Source organism: Geodermatophilus sp. SYSU D00758 (assembly GCF_054049955.1).
On sequence record NZ_JBJGYK010000063.1, the window covers coordinates 1 to 21,705 of the forward strand.

Below are 21,705 nucleotides of genomic sequence, written 5' to 3' on the forward strand. Positions count from 1 at the left end.
GCCAGGCGACGTTGAACACCGCCGCGGCGTAGCTGATCGACCAGCCGTCCTCGACGATCGCGCGGGCGAGCTTGAGACGGTGGCGTGGAGTCAGGGCGGCATTAGCGTGGGCCACGAGGACCTCCGGGTCGTGTGAGTGGTCGCCTTCAGCAGCTCCACTCCACGTCCGGAGGTCCTCCCTCCACAAGATCAGTCAGTCAGATCGTGTGGTCACACGTCCTCGACCAACGTTGCTGGTCAGTACACCTAGCTCCCACAGTGGGCGATACGCCGAGTCGCGCTTATTTCTAAGGTCGAGGTCGACCTGCATCAGCCGGTCAAGGCGCCTCGCCAACGCCGCCTCAGCCTGAGATAGTTCGCTCCTGACCGTGTCCTCAGTTGACCGCAGGGAGCTCTCCACCTTCCTTTCCGAGACGTTCAGGGAACTTTGAAACTTCCTCTCGACACCGCCCACTATCGCCCGCTGCACCAAGAAAACGGCGAGAATGATGACGATAGTCCACGCGCCAGTCAGTCCTGCATACCTCAAGAGATCTGGCAATCCCTCGCTCCGTTCCTAGACACGGCCTGCAGGAGCAATAGGCTGGCGACGCGTGTGGCGTTCCGGCCGCAGCTCAGTCGAGGCTCACTGGGCGCCATCTTCCTGACTTCTTGCGTGCCCGGGCAGCAGGCGCCACTCTGCCGTCTCTTCGACCTCTGCTGGGACTTTCGCAACGGGCGCGAAGGCAGCGGCGGCCCACATCGCCTTCTGGTCGGCGGGCACGTCACCCACATCCACTAGCTTCGATGACGACGGTTCGATGTCATTCAACTGAGTCTCGATGCACTGCAACTCGCTGACAAATGCCCGGCTTACCCTCCAGCAAATCCGCACCCTGCCCGCGACGTCGAATGGCCAGAGCAGCGCCAGGCGACCATGGAATATCTTTGCTTCGTACGGCTGCTGACCGTCCACCATTCGCTCGAAGCCGAAATTCTTCGGAAGCAGAGCAACGAGCACACACTGGGCGCCGGTCGCCAGTCCGCCCTCGGTCCAGCACAACACCTGGCGATCGCTCATTCGTCGAGGACGAGCCGTATATTGCGCGGGTCCAGTGGCATGAGGAGGCGCGGCAACGTAGACCACCCCACCGGCCACAGGGTGATATGCCGGGTCATCGGCGCGCTCGGCACTCCAGGAGACTCTCAGCGGTTCGGGACCAACAGCATCCCAGTGGTCAACGAGACAGAAGAAGCCAGCTTCATCCTCTCGGAAGTCCAGCACCACGCAGTGTGAGACAGTCTCTGGCGCCATGTTGCCCCCTTCGTCGCTCAGGCGGGACGGACCTCCGCCCACTGAAAGGGTGACGGGGCCGGGGTCCCCACGCCAGAGGCTCTGCACCCTCCGTACCAGCAGAAACTGCCGAGACGCATCTGACGCTCGGTGATCGCGGACGCGCGACGCTGCGTGTGTCCGAGCGGCCACTTCCGGGGGAGGCTGCCAGCCGCAGCACTGCCCGAAGCTCATACTCAGCCTGCAGATCGCCCGAACCTTTCGGGGTGCAGGCGGTCGCAAGTCCCCCAGACGCCTGGCCGGGCACATCGTGAACGCGGCTCCGCTGGATAGCCCCACCGAGCCTGTCAGGGCTGGCGGAAGCGAGGCCAGCGCTCCGGGTGTCCCGCCCACCAGGCCACGATGTCGACCGCCCGGAGCAGCGAGATCGGCGGATTTGCTGCGAGCGCGGCGACGTCCTCGAAGAACCTGTGGTCGGCCTCGATGTCCCTCCGGACGGCGTCGGAGAAGGCGAGGTAGAACTCGCCCCAGGACCGCCCCCGCACTGGCGGGATCCGGGGTGTCGCCCCGTACTGGTAGACGTTCTCGACGTTGCGGTCCCACAGCGGGATCAGGTGTGGCCGCTTCCGGTGCAGCACCTTGGACAGGATCGTGCCCCTGGCGCCGGGGATGCCTCGGTGGTCGAGCAGCGCGAGCATGCGACGGACCTGTTCGCGCTCGTCGTCGGTCGCGTCGAAGATCGAGGCGGCCGGCCGGATCTGATTCAGGCGTTCCTGCAGCTGCGGCCGGACCGCCTGCAGGCTCTCGTAGACGCCCAGGTCGAAGTGCTGGACGTTAAGCAGTGGCGGGCTCAGCAGATCGGCATCGGTCAGCGGCCCGAGTGCCCGGCCGGCCTCGTACCGCTCATAGGCCGGGTATCCCCACCCAGACCCGTCGGTGAGGTAGCTCCGCGCATGCTCGAGCGCTTCGGCCTTAAGGACTTCGATGCCGCCCACGCGCACTGTTGTCACGGCCCGGGAGCCTGGCATGCGGGGAAGCACAGGGCTGTGATTTCAGGTCCTCTGCGTGTCCCGCACCCGCAAGGCGCGCCTTGGGTCATGCGACCACGCCGGGCTTGGGTCAGATCATGGTAGGCCGGGAAATACCACGACAAAGCAGACGCCCACATCTGGGCCCAAGAGGAATGCGGCCCGAACCTCTCGCAGGAGTGGCCCATAATTGCCCTGAGAGCCCTTCTGAGACAGCGGAAATTGCTCGCTGGGCTCCACTGTAGTCAGGCCTTTGCGGCGACGGACGGGGCGATAGAACAGGTCGCGCAGCATCCCAATTCGAGGAGACCGGCTGCTCTCGCAGGGCAGGTGAACCCCGCACGCGGTACACGGGGCCTCTTAACCGTCCCGCGCCGTCCATCAACGATGGCCTGGCCCCGGCTTACGGCGCCGTGCGCATTCGAGATTGAGGGCGGCCACCAACCTCGCAGCGTCCCCGGGCCGCCAGGGTCGGGCACTGGGTCTGTTATTCGCAGCCAACGCCGTCATTGTCGCGGTCGAACTTCTGCTGCCATCCAGGGTCGCCCGGATAGATGGGAGCTGCACCGGCCGCACGCACGGCGTCGCAGTTTTGGTAGTAGACGCTTGCCGGAGGCGCCGGGGCGGGCGCAGGCACCGGAGCGGGTGCCGGGGCTGGGACGGGTGCCGGAGCTGGGGCGGGTGCCGGGGCCGGTGCCGGTGCCGGGGCAGGCGCCGGAGCCGGGGCAGGCGCCGGAGCCGGGGCAGGCGCCGGAGCCGGGGCAGGCGCCGGAGCCGGAGCCGGGGCTGGCTTGGGTGCCTCTTCTGGCAGGTCGACGACCACTCCGGCGGGCAGCGGCTGGGCAGGGCAGGTGCTGAGCACGGTGGCGATGGCGTTGCGCTCGGCCTGGGTCATCCACAGGCCGTAGCTGGCCTTCACCGCCACCTGCCGGGCCACGTACTCACAGCGGTAGCCGCGGGCCGGGGGCAGCCAGGTGGCGGCATCCCCGTCGCCCTTCTGCATGTTCAGCGGGCCATCAACAGCGAGCAGGTTCAGCGGGTCGTTGGCGAAGGCGGTGCGCCGGGCGGTGTCCCAGCCCTGCGCGCCCTTCTGCCATGCGTCGGACAGCGCGACGACGTGGTCGATCTGCACGTCGTCGCTAGTGGTCTGGCCGCGCTGGAAGGCGATGGTGCGCCCGGAGTAGGGGTCGGCCAGGGTGCCGGTGAGGACCACGCAGTTGCTGGTGCCGGGGCGGAAGGTCTCCCCGGTGAGGTCGCGGGAAAGCATGTCGTTGCGGGTGTCACAGCCGTTGCGGTCGGTGTCGACCCAGCCGGAGCCGAAGAGGTCCCGGTCGTAGCCGGTGCGGGAGGCGCGGCCCTTGGTCTCGATTGCGGCCAGGGCGGCCAGGGCGGTGGTGGGCTCGGCGGCCTCGACGGCGGCCTGGGTGGCCTCGTCGGACAGCAGGCCGGTGACCGGGCTGACTCCGCCGATGTTGGACCGCTCGCTGGTCTCGGCCTCGGCCAGGGACCGCTCGGCGGCGGCGATCTCGGCCTCCGACGGCGCGGAGGAGGTGGCCGGGGGCGGCGATGAGGACCTGACGGGCGCCGAGGTCTCGGCCGGGGCGCTTCGCGCGACCGGCTCGGTCGCGGTCGGCACGAGTGACCCGCCAGCGATAAACAGCACCAGGCCGCCGGCAGCCACGGCTCCCCCGATGCCACGGGAGGCGATGTGGGCCCAGGCGACCTGACCGCGGATCAGGGCAATCGCGCCGACGATCAGAACGGCGAGCCCGCCGAGGATGAACGCGCCGCTGGCTTCCCCTGCCAGGGCAGCGACCAGCACGACGAGGACCAGGCAGACCGCGGCGATGACCAGTGCGCGCTGCCGCGGAGGGCCCTGTTCCGGGGTGCGCCGGGGAGGTGTGATCGGCGCCCGCGGTCCCGGCTGCAGGGGCGGGAGGGGGCTGGCTGCCGGCTGTCCCTCCCAGGGGGGCTGCGGCCGGCGCCGTGGGGCCGGTGCGGGCTGAGGGTTCGTGTCGGGCGGAGGGCTCGTGGCGGGCGGTGCGCTGGGCTGGCCCGTGGGTGACCCGCTGGGGGTCGCGCTGGTACCCGGGAGGCCGGTGGCAGCGACCGCGGCGAAGGTCTCGAGTGTCTGCAGCTCGACGGTGCCCAGCGGGAATTGCACATCGCGCGTGGTCGGGACCGCGCCCGGCAGGGAGGCGGCGAAGGCGCGGAGCTGCTGGCCGTTGACCATCAGCCGGTTGCCCTCCAGGTACAGGGTGACCGTGCGACCCTGCGGCGAGCCCGGGTCGAGGATGAGCCGCAGGTACCGGGCCTGGCCGCTGCCGCCGGGGGGAACGAGGCGGTAGCCCAACTGCACCGCCCTCTCGGCGGCCTGGCGCATCAGCGTGTGCCCGGACTTCTCCTCATGCTGGGTCAAAATCGCGTCAACAGCTGGCTCGAACACCCTGCCCCCGTGTGCTTCCCCGTAGTCCCGCTGGCCACCGCGCACGGCCGGTCGTCTCCGGCGAACGACATGATCATGGCTGCGATCCGGTCATTCTGGACCAGGCCGTTCCTGTACGGAAGCATCCGGCCGGCCCGCCGTCACCGGTTCGCTGCCGTGAGCCTCGGGCCGGCGGCCTGCTAACTGCCCAGAGAGTGTCAGGAGAGGCATGGGGTTCTCGGTCAAGATCGCGCCCGGCGTCCGATTGCGCGCGTCCAGTCGCGGGATCAGGACGAGCATCGGCCCACGCGCGGCCCGGCTGCACGTCGGAGGCGGCCGCACCGGGTTCTCCACCGGGGCAGGCCCGGTCGGCTACTACACCTCCCTGGGCGGGAGCGGACGGCGACGGGCGCCGGCCCGCCGCCCGTCGGCGGGCTCCTACCAGCGCCAGCTCACCGTCAGCCCCGTGGCGGCCGCCAAAGCCGACGAGGCCCGGCGGCTCTCCCAGCTGTTCCAGGCGCTGCTGACCATCCACCGCGAGACCTTCGAGCCGGCCCAGCCGCCCATCGCACCGGCACCGCCCGCGCCAGACGCCGATTCCATCCGCGCTCACCACCGCCAGGCCGCACTCTCCGGGATCTCCCTGTTCAGAAGGCGCGAGCGCGCCGCTGCACTGGAGCAGGCCGACCGGGCCGTCGAGCGCAGCTGCAGGCCCAGTGGGTGGAGGCCCACCGGATGCAGGCGGTCTACCAGGCCGAGCTGGACGCCTGGTGGGCGGCGCTGCTGCGCAACGAGCCCGATACCGTGATCGGCACCCTGGCCGAGGCCTTCCAGGACAACGAGGCCGCCGCAGCCCCCTTCGGAGTCGAGGGAGACGAGGTGTCCCTCGTCGTGCTGGCCCCGCCCGAGTCGATCGTTCCCGAGCGCATGCCCGGCAGCACGGCCAGCGGCAACCTCAGCCTGCGGAAGCTCCCCAAGGGCGAACAGGCCGCCCTGTACACCCAGGCCGTGATGGGCCACGCCCTGGTGACCGTCAAGGAGACCCTCGCCGTCGCCCCCGGCATCCAGCAGGTCCGGCTCATCGCCCTGCGCCACGCGGGCACCGACGCCTACGGCCAGCCCAGGCTGGACTGCCTGCTGGCCGGACGCTGGACCCGGCAGGCCCTCCGCGGCGTTTCCTGGGCCACGGCCGAAGCGGCCACCGTCGCCCAGGACACCGCCGCCGAACTGCTGGTCGAGCTGCGGGCCGGCAAGGAACTGCAGCCATTGGACCTCGGCTCCCAGCCGGAGCTTCAGCAGCTGCTCAAGGTCGTGGACGTCGAGGAGCTGATCTCGTAGCGGGTGAGGCTGTAACGCTTCACGCAACTTTCGCTCTGAGCGGCCCACTGAGGGACACGCCTTCCCGCCCGCAGCGTCCTGATGAATACTGGAGCGCCGAAGCGATTCAGCGAATAGCAGAAACGTCCAGGAGGGTGCTGGCTTCGAGGACGGCTAGTTCTCGCCCTCCGCACTCGTGCGCCTAGGGGACTCAATTCCTTCCACCGTAGCGCACGTAGAAGACAGGTGAGTGAGCCAGCGTTCATGATCCGCGGGTATCGGTCTGCGCGGCACCTGCATCATCCACTCACGAAGGGGGAGAAGTTGGCGGTCGGAAAGCGCGAGCGTATACAGCCGACCACCAACCTCGTCCTGCTCGAAGGCCCGCAGCAGGAGATCGCCTGCTTGATGCAGGAACGACCGATCAAGGACTGCAGCTGCGAGATCACCACTCGCCGTCCCTACATCGCTCTTGATGCTACGAACATCGCTACTGCGGAGGTTGCCATCCGCCGCTGGGGACCTCGCGGCCAGGGCGAATAGGCAGGCAGCGTCATACAAATCGATAGCCGACGCATCGCCGCAGAAGCAAGGCGGCGCATGGCGCAACCAGTTCCGGGCCCGTTGACTAGGCCCGGGAAGGCCTGAGTCAAGCCAGCTTGTGGCTTCGCGCACCCGGTATCGCTGAAGCAGCTCTCGCATCGGGGGTTTAGCATTCGCCAGGCTCTCGACAGCACGGGCGTACTGACGATGCGCCTGCTGGTAGAGCAGGCCATCCGACCGTGTGGAAGCGGCCAGCCGATCGAGCGTGTCTGCGAGCGCAGCCAAATGCAGCGGCGAGCCAGCGAGCGAATCGGCGGCCGCGAGTAGGTCGTCTACGGCCCGCTGGCGGAACAGGCCGGCGTGTCCCGAGAACGCATCAACGCTTTGGGCGAGCAGCATTCCGCCCAGTAGGCGGTCGAGACCCTGTTCATCGGTCCTGGCTCCCCGTGGGAACACAGACTGCACGACCAGTCGCACGGCCGCCCACCGGGCGGCGGGGGCGAGAACGGCAAGGATGCGCTCCGTCGAGCCGAGGGCCGCCTTACCAGCCGCAACTTCCGCCGTGTCGGACGCCGTAACGATGGGCTCCGGCTCCCAAAAAGTCGCCGAATCGGTTGACCGATCGTCATCGAGTCGCCGAATCTCGACGCTCAATCCCAAACGGGGGACGTCGACGGCGCCACGCGCTTGAACAATTCCCGAGACACCCAGGCCTCGGGGGCGGCTGACCATGGCCGACACCAACCCGAACGCAGCACGAGCCTGGTCCGGCGCCACATCCCTGGCGGCGCCGAGCAGATCGGCGAGGCCAGTGCCGAGTCGGTCCTGGACGCGCACCACTCCGGCGGTCGGTCGCCTAGCACCTGGTATAAGGCCGCGCACTGGGATCATGCCGGTGATGCGGCGGCCAGCAGAGGCGTGTCCCCCTGCAGTTTCTTGGCCGCTCCCCCCCGTCGCGGTGGCCAAGGCAGTCTGTGGCCCCGTTGCCGCGACCTTGTCCTGCGTCGAGGGGACCAGCCCGGCCAAGGCGTCGCGCAATTGGTCACGACGCCTGGATACTGCCCGGATCTCCGAGTCGATTCGCTGCCGGGCTAGATGCGTCAAACCAGTCATGAGGGCATCTAAAGAGGCGTCGCCTGTGCTGTTAACGAAACCGGTCAGGACGAGCTGCAAACGGCGGCCCCTACGCCACGCCGCTAGCAGGATAAGGGGGACGCCGATGCCCGCTACTAATATCAGCAGGTCGACAAGTGCCTTGCCGACGCCGTCCAATAGTACGGTTACGTCTTCCATCAATACCGTCCCGAGATACCCACCGCCGCGGTGATCGGCGATCGAGCCGACTGGAGTTGAGTCTGACGCGCTCGACGTGCGTCCCCCAGCTTCATGCCTCTTCTTCAACGGGATCCAGGGTCCCGCCCCACGGATCGTGATTCATAGCGGCTTCGACCGCTCTCCCACTTGCAAGAACGATTTCAAATTCCTCGACGTCTAAGAGTGTCAGCCCCATCGCCTGGATAAACTCATCCCGAAGCGACGCCCTTTGGGCCCTTGACCGCTCTAGAGCATCACGGTTCTCGAAGGTGTCGACCGAGGCCAACCGACCGCTCCCCCAGTCCGCGAGGACGGCCGTGCTCCTGAAGCCAGGAATCTCCACACGATTCGAGAGCACGCCAATCCTGTAGGCGTCCAGTGCCTGTGCTAAATGTGCTGGGTCGGTAAGTAGCCATGCCACACGGGCAGCGCCACTTCCCCCGCCATACTGTCGATGCAGCAAAGCGATGTGCCATTCAGCGACCTCGGCCGACCCGCCGAGAATTTCCTCTGCCCGGGTCCAGCTAGCGCGGAGGAGTTGAGCTCCGCCGCGCATCGCCTCCTCGCTTATCCAGACCGTAATGATGATGCACCGACCGGACTCCCGGTCTACAAGCAAGGATACGCCAGTGCTGCCGTCAATGTGTTGAAGCGTTGGCATGACCTCGTCGCGGATGAAGGCAGCTGCTTCCTCGACCGCCGCGGGGTTGCCACGAATTGCAATGAATTCGGTGTGCATGCCACCACTCCTCTGGGTCGCGGGCGCCAAACGGTGAGCATCGCCGCGGGAGACACTGTCCTCGGTCCAAGGCGAGGTAGGCAACGCCCTGCGTCACCTCACGCGGCAGTGAGGCGTTGAGCGGGGCCCTCGAGCGACCCGAGGTCCTGTGGGTCGCGCGAGGGCCTCGCAATCTGGCTGTGGCCTTACAGGGGGCCTGCTTACTTACCGAACCCCTCATTGGGCTATTGCCCGACGACGACTGTCACTTTTCTTGGCGTCGACCGTTCTGAAGGGGGCATGCCGGTTGGGACTGTCCCTGACGCCGCCCTCAGGGCGAGGTCTGGCTCCGCTCCAATCCATGGCCCCGTCGCACCCAAAGTGCCGCGGTTGCCGTCCGGATGAACCCGCTCTGCTCGAGAACCCTCGACGTCGGTCGATCCGTCGATGCGAAGATCAACCAGTCCGGCGCTCTCACAGCCGCCGGGCTGGCGTTCAGGCCGGTGGAGGGGCTCCGCGTGAAGCCTGTGCAGTTCGCTCACCATCGGGCTTCAGGCAGCGCTGACCCGACGTGGTCGCCATGCGGATCCGCAAGCCAATCTTCAGAGTGCGGGGGCGGTCCCGCTGCGCCGACTGGTGATCGAGGTGCTGCGTACCTGTCCCGATGCATCGTGGTGACGGTGAAGCCGTCGGAAGGCGGGCAGCCGCACGTCGACTATCCCCTCGAGTGAGTCGCACAGCGGCCATCCCTTCGGGTGATCGGTATCCGCGGGACCCTGTTCCGGACAGTACGGCTCCATAACATCCGAGCACCTTCCGTTACCGGGAGTCACCGTCGGATCGGCGGTGCTCCCCTTCCGGAGGCCGGGGACCACCGACCGTGGCAGCCCCCGTCGACACGAGTGCGGGGATCCCCGCGGTGGGGAGTGGAGCGTGGGCGTGCTCGAGCGCATCGACCACCACCGAGGAATCTTTGGTGCGCACTGGCTGACCTGTCTTCGGCTGTACTGGGCCGCCCGGTCCGATCGTCGTGCCGGCCTGCCCCTCGGCCTCAGCGCCGCGACCACGCCCATCCTCGCCGAGCTCGTCGCCGAGTACGGCGAAGTCTGCGAGCTTGAGCGGAGCCGCTACCAGTCGACGGCCGGCCCGCTCGCCGTCCGGCTCGAGGTCCTCGACGCCGAACTGGTCGCTCTGGAGGCCATGCTGGCGTGGCAGGCCGAGGAGGCAGACCGCTTGGCGGAAGACCCAGGCGAGGAGTGGCTCTCCGTCCGGTATCCCGGCGAGGAGGAGCTCGGGGTTACCCGAATCCGTGCCCGCCGTATGGCCACTCACCGGCGCGCTGCCGAGGCGGCGCAAGTCGCGCACAGGGAGACCGAAGAGCGGCGCGACGCCGTCCGCGCCGAGCAGGCGTCTCTGGTAGCCGAGCGACGGAAGCTGGCAGATGAGTTGCGGTTCCGTGTCACCAGAGCGCACGAGACGACACATCGTCTGGGGGCCGTCTACCGGAAGGCTCTCGCCCGTCGGCACCCCGAGCGCGAGAAGCTGGTGACCACTTGGGACGCCGAGTTGTGCACCTTGCCTCCTTGGTTCGGCGCCGAGTTACCTCTGCCGGGCAGCGACGCGGAGGACGCGGCTACTGGAGCCTTCGCATGACGCCTCCGGCGGGGTCGACGCCTCGGCCCGCGGGAACGCCGACGTCCGCTTCGCCCGAGTCCTGGACACCCGGTCAGACCACCCGCGAGCGCGTCATCGAGCGGATCGCGCGCATGCACGAGGCAGGCGCTCTCGACGCGGGCAACGGTGACGTCCTGGACGCCTGGCTCGAGGGCGTGCGAAGCAAGCGGCATGCATACATCGCCGCCGAGCGCACGCGGCGGGTCGTAGCCGCGGAGCAGGATGTGCGCCGGCTTGAGGCAGAAGCGGTCGTGGCAGAACAGCGAGCGCAGGCAGCCGCCGACGAACTGGCGCACACCGAGCGACTGGTGACCGTCCTAGAAGGGGACCTCCTCGGACCGGCCGAGAACCACGCCGGCGACCGCCGCGAGCGACGCCGCCGACCACGGCCCCGCATCGATCCCCTCGAGGGAATGGTGCGCTCCCGTACCCATCGTGGGGTCATCCTCGGCCTGCTCCTCCTGGCCGCAGCCGGTGACTTCGCCACGTTCCGCCTCACGCTGGCCGGCTTCTTCACCGATGGCGGAGACTTCGTCATCTGGACGCTGACTGCCGCGCTGACCGCGGCATCGGTCGGGCTCATGCATGTGGTCGGCCGGTCGTTCAGGGAGCTGCGCGAGGGGCGTGGCGGCCTGGGGCGGGTGGCCATCGGGCTCATGTTCGCCGGCTGGGCGACGCTCGGGGGCGTCGCCGTCTGGTTCCGCTGGCAGCAGCCGATCGCCACCACCACCTCGACGTCATTCGGTGGCGGAGCCACAACGACGCACGACCCGCGGGCCGCAGCCGTCCTGCTCGGCGGGCTGTTCCTCGCCTCCGGCCTGCTCGCCTTCTACGCCGGCTACTCCGACCACCACCCCCGCATGGCGACCTACCTCGGGTTGCGGCAGCCCCTGCCCCAGCAGCGGGATGTCGCTGCCAGCGCCGCGCAGAAGGTCGCCGAACTGGGCCAGGCGCTGGCGCACGCGCGCGGCGAGCAGGCCCGTGCCGACACGTGGGCCGCGGAGGCCGGCGGCATCGCCGACGCCGAGATCGACGAGCTCAAGGAGCTGGCCCGTGTCGAACTCGCCGGGCATCTCGGCGCACCCGACGCCACCAACGGCCTCACCACCGGACGAACACGGCCAACGGAACGGCGCGGGCCGGACGACCTGCCCAACGCCAAATCTGCCGGCCCCGACCCAGCAGCCGAGCCCGACACCTCGCGGGCGATCCCTGTCCCGGAGGCTTCGTTCCCCCTGCCCTTCCCGTCGCCGTCGGACGCAGCGAGCAACGGCAACGGCTCCCTGAACGGCACCCACTGACCGACCACGGCCTGGAGAAGTCCTTCGTGCGCACATCCGCCATCCGACGACGCCGTCTCCTAGCGGCCACCGTCTCGCTCGCGGTCTCGGTCGGCCTCACCGCCTGCGGCGGCAACGAGAGCAGCCGGGAGTCCGTCGGGGCGGTGGCCTTCGTCGTCGGCGCGCGCAGCAACATGCCGCCGCCCCACCTGGCCGGGACCGCGCTTGCCGCGCTCGACCGCGCGGTGCAGGACCAGTCGTTCGTGTCGATCGTCGTGGCCGACGGCGCGCCGTTCGTCCTGGATGACAGCGGCCCGCTGACGATCACCGGCGCCAACGACGTCGCTCGCGAGCAGAGCAAGGAGGCCAACCACCGGGCGGTCCTGGACGCCATTGCCGGCGCCCGCGCGGTAACACCCGAGACCGACCTGCTCGGCGCCATCAGCCTCGGACGGCGGAGCATCTCCTCGGCCACCGCACCCGGCACCATCGTGGTTGTCGACTCCGGCCTGTCCACCGTCGCGCCCCTGGACTTCAGCCGGCCTGGACTACTCCACGCCGACCCGCAGGAGGTCGTTGCCAGCCTCGAAGCGGCCGGTGTCCTGCCGGAGTTGGCGGGATACACGGTCATTCTTCAGGGCCTCGGTGATGTTGCGCCGCCGCAGGAACCGCTTGATGAGGCCCAGCGAAGGAACCTCATAGCCATCTGGGAAGCGATCCTGCGGGCCGCCGGCGCCGAGGTAGAAGTCGAGGAGATGCCACTGTCCGGTGAGTCGGATCCCGAGCTACCTAAGGTGGAGGCGGTGCCAGTCGAGGAGGGGCCACGCTGCGACGGCGAAGTCATCGAACTGGACGGCGCGGACGTCACCTTCCTGCCCGACTCGGCCAACTTCGCCGATCCCGAGACGGTCCGGGAGGTCCTCGAGCCCGTCGCCGCCCAGCTCGTCGGATCCGGCGCCACCGCGACGTTGATCGGCACGACGGCGGACGTCGGAGACCTTCAGGGTCAGCGCGAGCTGAGCCTCCGCCGAGCCGAGGCAGTGCGCGCCGAGCTCATCGACCTCGGCGTCACGGCGGAGCGGCTCACGGTCGAGGGCCTCGGCAGTGACTTCCCCGGCTACGTCGAAGACCACCTACCCGACGGCACGCTTGACCCCGGGGCCGCAGCACTCAACCGGAAGGTCGTCATCGACCCCAGGGACGACACCGTCCTCACCTGTGCCTGAGGCACCGACTCCGCGATCCGACGACCGGCTCACCACAGCCGCGGTGATCGAGACCCCTCCGGCGGTCGCACCTCGATGCCTGGCCGAAGACGGCAACGCGACGCGCAGCGAAGCTGGCAGGGACTGACCGGGCATAGTGCCCGGAGCCCGGATCCGGATGGTGTCGGAGCAGCTGGATCCCCAGCGCAGCTCTTCCCGCCTGCCCCACGCGATCAAGGTGGTCCGCCGACGCCACCGGCCGGCCATCGGCTCGACCGAGACCGTCTATGCCGTCACCTCACTGGGCCATCGGGTCGCCGCGGGTTCGCCGGCCCGAGCTCGGGCTCAGCGGGCGGATCGGCTTGTGAGTAACTCGCCACGTCATCCGCTAAGGATTAGGTGCTGGGTGTCTCTGGGACCGCCTTTCGGGGCGGGTGATCCCGGTCAGGCAATGGCGAGTAGTGCCAAGCAAGTCAGGCCAGGGCTGTTTGACCACGCCGTCTCGGAACCCTCGTGGTGCGACAAACCCTGAGCGAGGGTGGAGCCGTCACAGCTGACTACCTCCTCAGGAGAAAACATGCGTCGCCGCACCACTGCAGCAGCTGGCGTCCTCGTCGCCGCAGCCCTGTCCTTCGGCTTCTCGGGCACGGCCCAGGCCGCCACCGACCGTGACTGCCCGGACTTCGCCAGCCAGGCCGACGCGCAGGCCGCCTTCGACGCGGTCCCGGGCGACCCGGAGCGTCTGGACGCCGACAACGACGGCATCGCGTGCGAGGACCACGCCTACGCGCCCGCGTCGAGCTCGACCTCGGGGTCCCAGGTCTCCAACCAGCCCGCCGGGGCCGTCGCCGCCGGTGACGGCAGCTCGGCCGCTGATCAGGGCAATGCGCTGCCCTACGTCCTCGGAGGCGTCGCGCTGACCGCGGCCGGTGGCGCCGCGTTCGCCGCACGGCGCAGCTCCCGCGCGGGCGCCTAACCGGCGGAACGTGCGATACCGCGCTCCCACCCTCCGCCTCGCAGACACCGAGGCGGAGGGTGCGGTGCGCATTGTGGGGGTCTATCCCCCGCCGGTGCCTCCGGCGCGGGCCTCGAGCACGGCTTTCGATGTCGAGGAGCTGTTAGCGAGGCAGCCTCACGTCACCCGGTATGGACAAACCCGGCACCGTGCACCTTGTCCATCCCGGCCCCGCGCCGCACGTGTCTGGGCCGGGACCTCCGCGCTGCTCGCCGTCAGCGGAGTCGCGACGGTCGTTCTCCTCCCTCAGCAGGCAAGCCACCCGGCTCGAGTTGATGTTCCACTCGCTGTCGCCACCCCGGCAGACGCCGGGACCCCGGCAAGTCCTCTGGAGGCTGCTGCCGGGCTGGCCGTGCCGGCACCAACCTTTCCGCAGATGCCTGCCAGCGCCCCCGTCCGGATCCAGATCCCCGCCCTCGGAGTCACCTCCGACGTCATGGAGCTGGGACTTGAGCGGGACGGCTCCCTGGAAGTCCCGCCTGGCGCCTACCCCGTGGGCTGGTACCAGGGCAGTCCCACCCCCGGTCAGCTCGGCCCCTCCGTCCTGGCCGGCCACGTCGACTGGGAGGGAGGACCCGGGGCCTTCTACGGACTGCGCGAACTGCTCCCGGGGGACACCGTCGTCATCGACCGTGCCGACGGCTCCGTCGCAACCTTTCGCGTTGACCGGGTCGAGGAGCATCCGAAGGACGACTTCCCGACCGAGGAGGTTTATGGCGACATCGATCACGCCGGCCTGCGGCTCATCACGTGCGGCGGGGCCTTCGACGAGGACACCGGGGACTACCTCGGCAACGTCATCGTCTTCGCCAGCCTGACGATGAACCGTTCCCCGTAACCAGGCGATCGCTCAATGCATCGAAGTGAAGGATCAGCTCGCAGCAAATCGACAGGTTCGCACCAGCGCCCGCTCCGCCAAGCGGCGGGACGAGACTCATCCACCCAGGCCAGAGTTCAAGCCCAAGGACTCGTCGGACTACTTGGCGAACGTCAAGGGCTCAATGCAGCGGCGCACAAGGAAGCATGAGTCGTTCCTCGAGGCCTTTGCCGCCGACTTGACCGCCGCGGGTCACCTTCCCGCGGACAACATGCACCCGCGTGACATGACCATCGCAGCGGGCGGTGAGGACTGGCTAGTTGAGGCGAAGACCGTGTCGGTGAACGCAGAGGAGGCCGTGCGCGCTGCTATCGGTCAACTGATCTCCTATCGGCACTTCTACTACCGAGCTGCGAACCGCAAAGACCCACTGCTGCTGGCGCTGTTCGACGCCCCGATCGGGGCTGCGCTTGAAGAACTGCTGTCCAGCTTGGGTATTGAAGTCCTCTGTTGGGAGCAGGGGGCTTGGCGCGGCTCTGGCGCCGCTGAACGGCTCGTACTCGTCTGATCAGACCTCGAATAGCGTTTCGGCAACGTAGGTTGGACCCTCTGGTCGCGGCCTTGAAGCCAGCCACCACAGCCCATCCTTGGCGTCGTGGCCTAGCACTTCGCGCTTTTCTAGATCGGTTAGCGTCTTGCTGATCTCGTCACCGATACGCAGGACGACCCACGAAGTCTCCACCGCGTCCGGCAGACGGCTCCACAGAGGCACGTGCATGTCCCCACGCGTCATGCCGTGCACGGGGCCCTCGCTGAGGATCTCGCAGAGGAGCTTGGTGAGCTGCCCCGGAGTTAGCCCTGGCACCGCTTGGCGGGAGTCGGACTTGGCAAGGTCGGTCACTCAGGACAGGTTAGGCCAGCTGTCCACTGTCAGTAGGACTGGACCTCATACTCGACCGATGCGAGTTTCTGTCCCGGCGTCGGCGAGGCCATGAACTGAAGCAGCTCCTCCCTGCCGCCTGGCAGCCTGCTGCTCATGGCGGACAGAGTTCCGAAGCGAGTCCCCGACGGTGCGAGCAGGTGGATCTTCACGGCAAACGACTTGTCGACCGACGACTCATTCCGGATGGTGGCCGCAGTACCAGCCATCCCATTGGTCATGAAGGGCAACTTGCCGGTAGTCACCAGCGCCCAGTCGGGACCTCGAACCGTTCGGCGTTCATCCGCATCCCGTTTCGCCTGCTCTTGCTTCTCCTTTGCCTCTTGAGCCGCCTTCTCGCGCTGCTGCCGCTTCAGCTCCCGCTCTTGCAGATAGCGCTTGCGATCCTCGGGGGACATTAGCTTCGCCTTGAGCTTCCACCACGGAAGGCAAGCCAGGACGATAGCCGCGACGACGATGCCGAGGACGATCAATCTTCTCCCCAGTTCCATAACGGGTCTGCGGAACGCTCTGAGCAGGCGTCTGGCCCAAAGCCTTCGGTCGACTACTTCGGCAGAGGAGCGAGCACGTTGAGTCGAGAGCGAACGCGTGCCCGCGTGCATCGAGATTGGGCACTCCGCACGCGCTACCTCATGCGCCTCCGGCCCTCCGCGCACCGAGATCCGACACGGGCCGTTCTCAGCGATCGAGGACCCGCCCCAAGGCCGCGCTGTGCCATGTCCCGCCCTGGCGGTTGGTCAAGCCTTGAGCCGCCAGCTGCGTCACCGTCTGGCGAAGGCTCAGGCCGCTCGCGCGCAGCTCGCGGGTCAAGCGGATGGTTGCCTGCTCGGCCGGGTCCTCCACCAGCGCGCCATCCTCCGCGCGCCAGCCGTACGGCGGCCGTCCCCCGGCGTATCCGCCAGCATCGCGCTTGTGCAGGCGGCCGTCCCGGAGGCGCTTGGCGATCATGCGGCGGTCGAGCTCAGCGAACGCCCCGACGATCTGTTGAAGCGCCGTCCTCATGGGGTCGTCGGGGTCGTCCTGCAGCACCTCGCCGCTCTCGACGGTGAAGACGGCCGCGCCGTGCCGCCACGCCATGGAAAGGACTGCCTCCTGCACGCCTGGACGCTGGACGGCGAGGCGGGGCAGGCGTTCGGCGCGCAGACGGCCGGTGGGGCGCTGGCCAGCTTCCCGGCCAACGTGGTCGCGTACGTGTTCCCCGCCGGTGCGTTCGCCTTCATGGACGGCGGGGTCCTGGCCCTCGGCATCGTCCGGGACTCGGTGCTCAACGCGGCGAACGACCACATGGTGTTCAGTGAGAGCTTCGAGGCCGTCCTGCACCGGGCTGGTGAAGCGCTCCGGCTCACCGTGCCGGTCACCGCGTCCGGCATTTCCCGCGCGGCGGCCTGAGCCCGTGCCCGACAGCATGCAGAAGTGCTCCCAGCCGGGGTGCCGCTTTCGCGAATGCCCGGCCAGGGCGTCTGCGTCCAGCACGGCGGCGTGCCCCGTCCGGATCCGCCCCGGGGTCCGGGCCGGGCACCGCTGGACGACGTCCGGGCCCGGTGCACCGCCCGACGCCGGGACGGGGGGCCGTGCCGCCAGCCCGCGATCAAGGGCACGACCGGTCTGCCGGATGCACGGCGGGTCGGCTCCGCAGGTGCGCGACGCGGGCGTTGACAGGGTCGTGAAGGCGTCGATCGTTCAGGAGGTCTCCAGATACACCACCCCGCTCGGCCGAGCTAGATCGAACCAACGGGGCCATCGCCTACCTGGCCCGGGTGATCGAGCGGTTTCCGTCTCCTCCGTCGGAGTGGCTGGCCGTGCTGAACGTGGAGCGGCAGCATCTGGCCCGGCTGGCCGACCGGATGGTCGGCCACCAATCCCGCGTGGAGGACGTGGAGGCCGACCTTCGGGGTCGACTGGTGGAGCAGCCGGATGCAGCGCTGGCCGGGATCATCGGCGACCTCGGCTTCGACCCAAACAGCGATGTCGTACGCCGGATCGTGGCGCTACACCTGCGCCGGGCAACCGGAGCGGCTCCCACTCCCGCACCGTCGGCCGAGTCCTCCCCTCGGCCTGTGTCACCACCGCCGATCCCGGCAGACTTCTAGCCCCGGGAGCCGTTTCGATCTTTCTTCCACCTGCGACCTGGCGGGCAGCAGGGCGGTCCCCGGGTCCGACGATGCGGGCAAAGACGTAGCCCAGTCGTGGACGGTCTAAGGCTTGAAGGTCAACCCGCATCGGCGTGGATGGCTGATGCGGATAATTCAGCCGATCGCTAGGCGGTTCGAGACCTCAATCAGCTCTTCCGGCGACTGAGGTATTCGCGAACGCGGGCAGAATAATGACGATACTCCATATCGAGGTGATGCGGGAGCCATCTGAGTCGATCGCGAGGAGAGCCGTTGATTAACGGTAGTTCGATCGACGGGCACTCGAACCACGACGACCTGTCAGTCCCCATTCGCCATTGCGCCGTGACCCATATGTAGCCGATGTGGTATCCGTAGTCGTGGCCACTGAGGACGCCATCAGATGCGTAGGCGTTAGACTCCAGTAGGCCAATAAAGGTCATGAGGCCGTCTTCCACGGCACTGTGGCGGCGCATAGTGCTGTCCGCGATGACCGCGCGCCAGTTGCGAAGGAGCATGAAGCGCACGCTGGGACAGCGCTCAGCGCCGTTCAAGAACGTGATGAGGTCTTCTGGGACGGGCAAGTCTTGCCCTGACAGCATGCAGCCGACCTGCTTGCCGAAGTATCTTGCAAGGTTCGTCGCACCCTCCCGCCATTCACCACCGAAGATGTCAGGCCAACTGAGCCGCTCCCATCGGCCCATCTTGTGGCCGTTCCTAAACAGGAAGTCCTCGAACACGTCATACGCAAGATCGAACGGCTGACTGCGTGCGTTGTTGCAGTTCTGGCAGAAGTTCTTGGGCCAGAGCACTTGAGATCCAGACTTGATACTTCTCAGGACCCCCTCGAAGTTGTCGCTCTTCTTGAAGACGTTGCGAGGATCCTTCCCGCCGGCTACGCGACGCAGCGATGAGTGCTTGAAGCGGTGCTCTTGGCTGTCTGCCTTGGCGCCGCACCACCAGCAGTTGCCTGTCGGTTCGACTCGTAGGTTGTCAAGACGGGGGTCGCGCCCCGTGGGACCGCGCTGTTCTCCTTCTCCATCGTTCGCCACGGCACCATCATGCGCGAGTCACTGACCGGGCTTGACTTCAACATTGGAGGCCGAGGCAGCGGTCACGCGATGTCCGGGCGGGGCACCAGCTCGATCTGCGTCCCCCGGCGGTTATGCCAGGTGCGGACCTCGAACGGCCGACCGGCGCTGTCGATGAACTCGATGCGCCCGCTCGGGTAGACCGTGACCCGGACGTCGTCGGTCAGCCGCCAAGAGCGTCGGCCGTCAGGGTGAGTCACGGTGGGCTTGGCCAGCTGGAAGTAGGTGGGGGTCGGTCTCAGTTCAGGCATGGTCTGGGACGCCTGCTGCCATACTGAGCTTCGTCAAGCGGTGAGGAACTTGCTGCTCTTCGTCATGCATGTCCGCTGCGAACTGGCAGACGAATCCAGTAGCGCGCTTTCTCCTGAAGTCAATAGTCTACGAGGTGCCAGATTGAGGCCCAGACGTGTCTCCGACTCCTGATTCGGCACTAGTGCTCCGTCGCGGTGCTCCTTGATGTGATCTCACGGCCAGGGTGACCATTTCTCATGGCCGCGCACGTGCGGGTGGTACAGGTCTCGGAAGTCGATCGGCGCGAGCTGCAGCGGCGGGTGCGCGACAAGGCGGCGCCGGCCCGGGTGGTCGAGCGGGCCCGGATCGTGCTGCTGGCCGCCGACGAGGTGCCGGGCAAGCAGATCGCGACGACCGTGGGCTGCGCCGAGGGCACGGTGGTGACCTGGCGTGGACCAAGGACCCCGACACCGTCATCGCCAAGGCCACCGATCCGCGACGCCGCAACACATCAAGCACGTCCGTTATGGAGCACTAGGTACGCCTCCGTAGGCGGTCGGCACCACCGAATCCGGATCGTCCGTCACAGCCGGAACCGTAGAGGTCGCAGGGGACACCACCCGGCTTTTCCACATGCCCGCGGGGGCGTGGCGGCCTCGAGAGGAGGAGGCAAGTACCTGTCTATCGCGATTTCTCGGCGAGGCACGTGAGGACGTAGGGCCTGGCTTCAGCCCGGCTCCTGGTGCGTGATGAGAGGCAGCGCTCTCGGGCACCTCTGCGCATGCTGCGGCAGCGCCAGTCGAAGGCCTTCGCGGAACAGGCTGAGTAGAGCGCACCGAAGTGGCTCAGGTCATCCGCCAGGGCGGGGGCGGCCGGTAGAGCCGACAGTGAGCAGTGTACGCCTGCGACATTTCCCACCTCATAGGCCAGCGGAAGAAGGGCTCTCGACCTCAAGTCGATCTGCGTTTCACTTCCGGGCGGCTGCACGTCGGCGAGTAAGGACCTGAGAAGGAGGCGGGTCTCCTCTTCGATCGCTGCCCGCTCGGCCGCGCGGCCCTTATGCCCTGCATCCGTCGCGACGCGGAGATGCTGGGTGGCCCCTTGGTTCATCGAAAGGTACACGCCATCCAGATCTTGCGTGAAGAGGTAGCAGAGGTACAGGCCGTCCTGAGCTGTCTCCGTGACGTCCTTGTCCAATAGGGCAATCCAGGGAACAAGGGGAAGGCTCTGACCGCTGCCGCTGACCAGGACGCGCAGTCCGATGGGGAACTCCGAGGGTGGGTTGCGACGAACGTCGCCGAGGTGTCGCTGGGCCGCCTGGTCGCGGTCAGCGAGGTGGGAGTAGGACGCGACACCAGCCAACGCCTCGCGGATGTCCATGCACCGGACGTTACGGGCGAGGCCCGACGCTTGCCGGGAGTGACGTCAGTGTTTGGCGACTCCGGCCGCGGTAATGCGAGGGCTACCTCAAGACTGCGAGGAGTTTCGTCCCGCTCCCTGGGGGGCTCCCGCGGCAACTCCAGCGTGGGCCGCACCGGGCTGAGAGACTGCTCTCGTGGAAGACGCCGATGCCGCCGCGCTGACTGCGAACGTCGGGTTGGCCGGGCGGTAGCCGCCATTCAGGTAGTGATGTCGTCCGGGTCGCCCGCCGTGGTGACCTGAGCCAGGCCGAGGTCGCCGCGGACTTGGCTACCGGGATGATCCATCGGACACGCCCTAGATCGCAGGGGGGAAGCATGATCGTCTAGACGTGACTAGCGAATGTGGATTGGATGCGTTCGTCGATCTTGGCGAGCCGGCTCCGGCAAGTCCCTAGCCGCAGGGGGGAGCGAGTCGCAGCATGTCTGTTCCACAGGGCCCCGAAGGCCCGCAAGGCCCGCAAGGCCCGCAAGGCCCGCAAGGCCCGCAAGGCCCGCAAGGCCCGCAAGGCCCGCAAGGCCCGCAAGGCCCCGAGGGACCGCCCGGTCCCGGGCACTCCCCCTCATGGGCGGAAAAGGTCCAAGCGTGGTGTTCTGTGCTCGCGTTTCTGGCTGCCTCGGCCGCTGTCATCGTATCGAGCGTCTCGCTGCAGAGACAGGCCGAAGCCAACACCATGCAGGCAGAAGCCAATACTGTCCAGTCAAACGCCACGAATGATCAATTGCGGTTCAATAAAGAGCTGCGCGAGGAGCGTCAGCGTCAATATGCGAGTCGAGTTTCTTGGTGGCTGGACTATGCCGACTCCGCCAACTCCCTCACTATTCAGAACAGATCGACGGTGCCGATCAATGGAGTAGTTCTCCGCTACAAGGCGGCGTCAGCTGATGACGTGGCCGCAGGGAGCGAGTTGGACGGCGTCGACTTCACAGATGTCCCCGTCTATGACGGGTATCCAGTCGTCACAATGGACCTCATACCGCCCTGTTCGATCGCCATCCTCAACGCCACCGAGTTAGAAAGGATGGTGACAACCATAGGAGAGTCCTCTTCCATCGACTGGGATCACATTCAGTTCGAGGACGTCAACGGAGTCTGGTCGGTAAGTGAGGCCGGCCAGCCAGTCCTTCGGGAGGAAGACAATCGTCCGAGGGGCGGACACGGCGACATCTGGATCCGTGGGACTGCCCCCGGTTCGGTTGACTCCTTGCCTGTGAGGCCCTGGGCCTCGCTGGAAGGATCAGCATCGTGCCCAAGCCGTTCCCGGCGGAGTTCCGTCGTGACGTCATCGCCGTGGCCCGCAAGGG

At 67.7% G+C, this 21,705-nt stretch carries 23 protein-coding genes and 1 pseudogene; 11 read left to right on the top strand and 13 right to left on the bottom strand.

Going from position 1 to position 21,705, the window contains the following annotated elements:
* The 5 genes and pseudogenes from ACI8AC_RS24030 to ACI8AC_RS24050 all read right to left on the bottom strand — a co-directional run.
* Window positions 1-115, bottom strand: a pseudogene (locus tag ACI8AC_RS24030) (IS481 family transposase); the annotation flags it as partial.
* A 510-nt stretch (window positions 116-625) separates the two neighbouring features.
* Window positions 626-1,267, bottom strand: coding sequence for a hypothetical protein (locus tag ACI8AC_RS24035; RefSeq protein ID WP_456900371.1), 642 nt, complete (start codon window positions 1,265-1,267; stop codon window positions 626-628).
* A 353-nt stretch (window positions 1,268-1,620) separates the two neighbouring features.
* The gene (locus ACI8AC_RS24040) at window positions 1,621-2,268 is read right to left on the bottom strand and encodes a DUF6308 family protein (protein ID WP_456900372.1); all 648 of its coding nucleotides are present in this window, start codon (window positions 2,266-2,268) and stop codon (window positions 1,621-1,623) included.
* A gap of 520 nt (window positions 2,269-2,788) precedes the next feature.
* A complete protein-coding gene (locus ACI8AC_RS24045; protein WP_456900373.1) occupies window positions 2,789-4,747 on the bottom strand; it encodes a GmrSD restriction endonuclease domain-containing protein in 1,959 nt (652 codons plus the stop codon).
* A gap of 417 nt (window positions 4,748-5,164) precedes the next feature.
* Window positions 5,165-5,329 carry a hypothetical protein gene (locus ACI8AC_RS24050; protein ID WP_456900374.1) on the bottom strand — a complete coding sequence of 55 codons (165 nt, stop codon included), beginning with the start codon at window positions 5,327-5,329 and terminating at the stop codon, window positions 5,165-5,167.
* Between the two features lie 132 nt (window positions 5,330-5,461).
* Here ACI8AC_RS24050 and ACI8AC_RS24055 point away from each other — a divergent pair, with 132 nt between their 5' ends.
* Window positions 5,462-6,064: a hypothetical protein gene (locus ACI8AC_RS24055; protein WP_456900375.1), complete on the top strand. Its 603-nt coding sequence runs from the start codon at window positions 5,462-5,464 to the stop codon at window positions 6,062-6,064.
* 153 nt (window positions 6,065-6,217) lie between these two features.
* On the opposite strand, the gene ACI8AC_RS24060 is transcribed toward ACI8AC_RS24055, so the two are convergent.
* Both ACI8AC_RS24060 and ACI8AC_RS24065 read right to left on the bottom strand, forming a co-directional pair.
* Window positions 6,218-7,423, bottom strand: coding sequence for a hypothetical protein (locus ACI8AC_RS24060; protein ID WP_456900376.1), 1,206 nt, complete (start codon window positions 7,421-7,423; stop codon window positions 6,218-6,220).
* A gap of 547 nt (window positions 7,424-7,970) precedes the next feature.
* Window positions 7,971-8,639 carry a hypothetical protein gene (locus ACI8AC_RS24065; protein ID WP_456900377.1) on the bottom strand — a complete coding sequence of 223 codons (669 nt, stop codon included), beginning with the start codon at window positions 8,637-8,639 and terminating at the stop codon, window positions 7,971-7,973.
* Between the two features lie 912 nt (window positions 8,640-9,551).
* Here ACI8AC_RS24065 and ACI8AC_RS24070 point away from each other — a divergent pair.
* The 6 genes from ACI8AC_RS24070 (at window position 9,552) to ACI8AC_RS24095 (ending at window position 15,177) form a co-directional block, all read left to right on the top strand.
* A complete protein-coding gene (locus tag ACI8AC_RS24070; RefSeq protein WP_456900378.1) occupies window positions 9,552-10,271 on the top strand; it encodes a hypothetical protein in 720 nt (239 codons plus the stop codon).
* Window positions 10,268-11,593: a hypothetical protein gene (locus ACI8AC_RS24075; RefSeq protein ID WP_456900379.1), complete on the top strand. Its 1,326-nt coding sequence runs from the start codon at window positions 10,268-10,270 to the stop codon at window positions 11,591-11,593. The genes ACI8AC_RS24070 and ACI8AC_RS24075 overlap by 4 nt, the downstream gene beginning before the upstream one ends.
* Window positions 11,594-11,619: 26 nt before the next feature.
* Window positions 11,620-12,798 (top strand): OmpA family protein, encoded by a 1,179-nt coding sequence (locus ACI8AC_RS24080; RefSeq protein ID WP_456900380.1) that lies wholly within the window; start codon window positions 11,620-11,622, stop codon window positions 12,796-12,798.
* Window positions 12,799-13,354: 556 nt separating this feature from the next.
* A complete protein-coding gene (locus tag ACI8AC_RS24085; RefSeq protein ID WP_456900381.1) occupies window positions 13,355-13,753 on the top strand; it encodes an excalibur calcium-binding domain-containing protein in 399 nt (132 codons plus the stop codon).
* A gap of 415 nt (window positions 13,754-14,168) precedes the next feature.
* Complete coding sequence (locus ACI8AC_RS24090) at window positions 14,169-14,630, top strand: class F sortase (protein ID WP_456900382.1); 462 nt, start codon at window positions 14,169-14,171, stop codon at window positions 14,628-14,630.
* A 25-nt stretch (window positions 14,631-14,655) separates the two neighbouring features.
* Window positions 14,656-15,177 carry a hypothetical protein gene (locus ACI8AC_RS24095; protein ID WP_456900383.1) on the top strand — a complete coding sequence of 174 codons (522 nt, stop codon included), beginning with the start codon at window positions 14,656-14,658 and terminating at the stop codon, window positions 15,175-15,177.
* On the opposite strand, the gene ACI8AC_RS24100 is transcribed toward ACI8AC_RS24095, so the two are convergent.
* The 3 genes from ACI8AC_RS24100 to ACI8AC_RS24110 all read right to left on the bottom strand — a co-directional run bounded on the left by ACI8AC_RS24100 (window position 15,178) and on the right by ACI8AC_RS24110 (window position 16,626).
* On the bottom strand, window positions 15,178-15,510 hold the full coding sequence (locus tag ACI8AC_RS24100; RefSeq protein WP_456900384.1) for a hypothetical protein: 333 nt from the start codon (window positions 15,508-15,510) through the stop codon (window positions 15,178-15,180). It lies immediately after the preceding gene.
* Window positions 15,511-15,539: 29 nt separating this feature from the next.
* Window positions 15,540-16,022, bottom strand: a complete 483-nt coding sequence (locus ACI8AC_RS24105; protein ID WP_456900385.1) for a hypothetical protein — start codon at window positions 16,020-16,022, stop codon at window positions 15,540-15,542.
* A gap of 205 nt (window positions 16,023-16,227) precedes the next feature.
* A complete protein-coding gene (locus ACI8AC_RS24110; protein WP_456900386.1) occupies window positions 16,228-16,626 on the bottom strand; it encodes a recombinase family protein in 399 nt (132 codons plus the stop codon).
* Between ACI8AC_RS24110 and ACI8AC_RS24115 the strand changes: the two genes are divergently transcribed.
* Both ACI8AC_RS24115 and ACI8AC_RS24120 read left to right on the top strand, forming a co-directional pair.
* On the top strand, window positions 16,612-16,938 hold the full coding sequence (locus ACI8AC_RS24115; RefSeq protein WP_456900387.1) for a hypothetical protein: 327 nt from the start codon (window positions 16,612-16,614) through the stop codon (window positions 16,936-16,938). The two genes, ACI8AC_RS24110 and ACI8AC_RS24115, sit on opposite strands and share 15 nt — an antisense overlap.
* A 368-nt stretch (window positions 16,939-17,306) precedes the next feature.
* On the top strand, window positions 17,307-17,639 hold the full coding sequence (locus ACI8AC_RS24120; protein ID WP_456900388.1) for a hypothetical protein: 333 nt from the start codon (window positions 17,307-17,309) through the stop codon (window positions 17,637-17,639).
* Window positions 17,640-17,827: 188 nt separating this feature from the next.
* Here the strand turns inward: ACI8AC_RS24120 and ACI8AC_RS24125 are convergent, their stop codons facing one another.
* Both ACI8AC_RS24125 and ACI8AC_RS24130 read right to left on the bottom strand, forming a co-directional pair.
* Window positions 17,828-18,712: a hypothetical protein gene (locus ACI8AC_RS24125; RefSeq protein WP_456900389.1), complete on the bottom strand. Its 885-nt coding sequence runs from the start codon at window positions 18,710-18,712 to the stop codon at window positions 17,828-17,830.
* A 62-nt stretch (window positions 18,713-18,774) separates the two neighbouring features.
* Entirely contained in the window at window positions 18,775-19,002 is a 228-nt protein-coding gene (locus tag ACI8AC_RS24130) for a hypothetical protein (protein WP_456900390.1), read from the bottom strand.
* A gap of 237 nt (window positions 19,003-19,239) precedes the next feature.
* On the opposite strand from ACI8AC_RS24130, the gene ACI8AC_RS24135 reads away from it, so the two are divergent.
* Complete coding sequence (locus ACI8AC_RS24135; protein WP_456900391.1) at window positions 19,240-19,692, top strand: helix-turn-helix domain-containing protein; 453 nt, start codon at window positions 19,240-19,242, stop codon at window positions 19,690-19,692.
* Here the strand turns inward: ACI8AC_RS24135 and ACI8AC_RS24140 are convergent.
* Window positions 19,664-20,362 carry an MrcB family domain-containing protein gene (locus ACI8AC_RS24140; RefSeq protein WP_456900392.1) on the bottom strand — a complete coding sequence of 233 codons (699 nt, stop codon included), beginning with the start codon at window positions 20,360-20,362 and terminating at the stop codon, window positions 19,664-19,666. The two genes, ACI8AC_RS24135 and ACI8AC_RS24140, sit on opposite strands and share 29 nt — an antisense overlap.
* 634 nt (window positions 20,363-20,996) lie before the next feature.
* On the opposite strand from ACI8AC_RS24140, the gene ACI8AC_RS24145 reads away from it, so the two are divergent.
* On the top strand, window positions 20,997-21,705 hold a 709-nt coding region (locus ACI8AC_RS24145), incomplete at its 3' end, for a hypothetical protein (protein WP_456900393.1).